This is a genomic window from Streptomyces flavofungini (assembly GCF_041028215.1).
Classification (GTDB): Bacteria; Actinomycetota; Actinomycetes; order Streptomycetales; family Streptomycetaceae; genus Streptomyces; species Streptomyces flavofungini_B.
The window spans coordinates 1-2,903 of record NZ_JASKYR010000840.1 but is presented as its reverse complement, the minus strand read 5'-3'; the positions used below and the strand labels follow the sequence as shown (position 1 = coordinate 2,903).

Genomic DNA, 2,903 nt, shown 5'->3' with positions numbered 1-2,903 from the left:
CTGGTGCAGTACGGCCTGTTCGTTGTGGGAGGCCTTGACGTTGTACTCGACCTTGCCGTCGAGGGCGTGCAGGCGCTCGCCGTAGTGGTCGGCGCGCTCGCCGAGGACGCTGACGACCGTCTCGTCGTCCGGTGCGAGGCTGCCGAAGCGCATCGGGAGCACGGCGCCCGCGGCGCCCGCCTCCGAGAGGACGTTCTGGTGGGCGAGGAGGTCACGCCGCTTGGGCTTGAGGTCCTCGGGGGCGTCGCTGACGATCGCCGCCAGGTCACCGTTCCTGAGGATGCGCACGGTGCACGCGGGCTTGCCGATGCCCTCCATGCCGTCGGGCAGCGCCGGGTGCGCGCTGCTCGCGATGCCGTAGACGTAGGTGGTCACTCCTGCTCCTCCTTACGGCGGGACGAGGAGGAGCGCCGGGCGCGCGGGCGTTCCTCGCGCTGGCCTTCCTCACGGGACTGCTTGAAGGCGTCCGATATCGTCTCGGCCGCTCCGGAGAGCGCGCCCTTGGACTTGCCCTTGGCGCCGGACTCCGTGATCTCGCCCACGAGGTCGGGCAGGCCCGGGTCCTTCTTCGGGCCGGACTCCAGGTCGAGGCGGTTGCACGCCTCGGCGAAGCGCAGATAGGTGTCGACACTCGCGACGACCACACGCACGTCGATCTTCAGGATCTCGATGCCGACGAGGGAGACGCGTACGAAAGCATCGATGACGAGTCCTCGGTCGAGGATGAGTTCCACGACGTCGTACAGGCCGCTGGAGCCGCCTCCGCCGCCGGACTGCTGTGCCGGAACCACGGTCATACCGCTGAGCCTCCTTGGGTGTTGGGGCTTGGGTCTTGGGGCTTTTGGTCTATGAACTTCGGTCTTCGGTCCGTGCCGGGGCACGCCGGACGTGCCCCGCGCCGGGTCGGCCGCGGCCTGCCGCCGCGTAAGGGCGCCGGGTCTAGCGGCCGGCGCCGCGCGGTTCGGAACGTCCGCGCTCGTAGCGGCGGAGCCGCCGGTAGCCGGTGAGCTCGCCCCGCGGGTCGAGCTGCACCTCGTAGCTGGCGAGCAGGCTCATCGTGTCCGGGACACGGGCCAGTTCGAGCACCTCGACCTCCAACGACCAACCGTCGTCGGTGCGTTCGAAGGACGACACGGACTCGGGCGTCATGCCGGTCAGCTCGGCGAGCTGCTCGCGGGCGTGCCGCAGGACCACCATGGGACCCGGCGACGCCTTGACCTTGCTCCCGGCCGCGTCGTCGCGTTCCGGGGCGTCGTCGCGTTCCCGGGCGTCGTCGCGTTCCGGGGCGTCCTCGGACGTGCGCTTGGCGGCGGTCCGCTTGGGGGCGGACCGCTTGGCCGGAGCCCGCTTGGCGGGCGGCCGCCTTTCGGAGGTCTGCTTGTCCGAGGTCTGCTCGTCGGAGGTCTGCTTGTCCGACGTGTCGCTGTCGGTCATCTCGGCCTCCCGGGTCTTGGATGGCTTATCGCCTGATCTGTCGCTGTCTGCTGTGTTACGCGTCGTATTGGCCATGTCCACCTCCCCTCCCGGATTACCCGCAAAGCCTTGGCCAAACGTGATCGTCAGGTGCGGTCGAGCTTCCTGCGGGCCGGGCCGAGAGCCCTGCCTCTGGACAGGATTCCGGCCCACGGATCGCTGTGCGCCTGCTCCAGCGCGTTCTCGATCGTCCAGTGCCCGGCGTGCACCGCGGGGTCGTCGAGCTGCTCCCAGGCGAGGGGCACCGCCACCGGGGCGCCCGGCTTCGCGCGTACGGAGAAGGGCGCGACGACGGTCTGGGCGTACGCGTTGCGCTGGACGTCCAGATAGAGCCGGTCCCCCCGCGCCTCCTTGCGGGCCGCCGTCGTGAGCCGCTCGGGGTGGGCGTCGGCGAGGGTGTCCGCGACGTCCTTGGCGAAGCTCCGGACGTCGTCGAAGTCATGGCGTCCGTTGAGCGGCACGACGACGTGCACCCCACGCGAGCCCGTGGTCATCAGGGCGGACGGCAGACCGATGTCGTCGAGGAGCCCGCCGAGCAGCCGGGCCGCGTCCCGTACCGCCTCGAAGTCGTCCTTCGCGGGGTCCAGGTCGAAGACGAGGCGGTCGGGGTGGTCGATCCGGTTCGTGCGGGAGAGCCAGCGGTGCAGCGTGAGACAGGCCTGGTCGGCGAGGAAGAGCAGCGTCGCCGTGTCGTCGCAGACGGTGTGGTCGACGGTGCCGCCCTGCTTCGCCACCTCGACGCGGGTGATCCACTCCGGGTAGTGGTCCGGGGTGTCCTTCTGCATGAAGCGCGGCCCCTCGACGCCGTCCGGGTGGCGCTCCAGCATCAGGGGGCGTCCGCGCAGGTGGGGCAGCATGAAGGGGGCGACGGACCGGTAGTAGTCGAAGAGGTCCGCCTTGGTGTGGGCCGCACCGCCCCCGTGTGCCGGGAACATCGTCTTCTCCGGTCGGTGCAGGGTCACGGTGTGGCGGCCGGCCCGCACCGTCCGCGCGTCGTCCTTCATGACGGTTCCCTTCGGCTCGGTCCGCCGGCTCGGCGGGGGGCTCCACGGGTACCCGGTGGCGGTCGCCGTAGTCGCCTCAGGTCACCCGTCCGGGTGGGGCCAGCACCGTACGGCCCAAGGGGTCAGCCCCGTACGGCCCGAGGGGCCAGCCCCGTACGGTGCACGGGGCCAGCCCCCCGGTGAAGTCGGGGGAGAGCGGGCGTGACCTGGGACTTCCGTGCCGGGAGTATCGATGTGTCCTGTTCGGCACTTCTCTCCGTGTGAGGCCCGCCATGCCCCCGGCCAGTCAGGCCAGTCAGCCAAGCCCCGACCTGCGCCGCTCGCCCCGGCCACTCCCTCGGCCGCGCTCCCGGCCGCACCMCCGGCCACGCCCCGGGGAGCCCTGGCCGCTCCCCCGCGGCATCGCCGGGGCGAGCGGCGCAGGTC

Annotated in this window: 3 protein-coding genes and 1 pseudogene; all 4 read right to left on the bottom strand. The window is 71.5% G+C overall.

What is annotated here, in order from left to right:
- A partial coding sequence (locus AB8Z36_RS35325) for a GvpL/GvpF family gas vesicle protein (RefSeq protein ID WP_369217479.1) occupies window positions 1-375 on the bottom strand: 375 nt, incomplete at its 3' end.
- Window positions 372-797, bottom strand: a complete 426-nt coding sequence (locus tag AB8Z36_RS35320; protein WP_369217478.1) for a gas vesicle structural protein GvpA — start codon at window positions 795-797, stop codon at window positions 372-374. The genes AB8Z36_RS35320 and AB8Z36_RS35325, both read right to left, overlap by 4 nt.
- A gap of 142 nt (window positions 798-939) precedes the next feature.
- Window positions 940-1,224 (bottom strand): annotated as a pseudogene (locus AB8Z36_RS35315) (gas vesicle protein); the annotation flags it as partial.
- Window positions 1,225-1,559: 335 nt separating this feature from the next.
- Window positions 1,560-2,477, bottom strand: a complete 918-nt coding sequence (gene ligD, locus AB8Z36_RS35310) for a non-homologous end-joining DNA ligase (protein ID WP_369217477.1) — start codon at window positions 2,475-2,477, stop codon at window positions 1,560-1,562.
- Window positions 2,478-2,903 lie beyond the last annotated feature (426 nt).

Excerpts from the sequence above, each read along its gene's own strand:
- ligD (WP_369217477.1), bottom strand. The coding sequence starts at position 2,477 with ATGAAGGACGACGCGCGGACGGTGCGGGCCGGCCGCCACACCGTGACC.
- AB8Z36_RS35320 (WP_369217478.1), bottom strand. The coding sequence starts at position 797 with ATGACCGTGGTTCCGGCACAGCAGTCCGGCGGCGGAGGCGGCTCCAGC.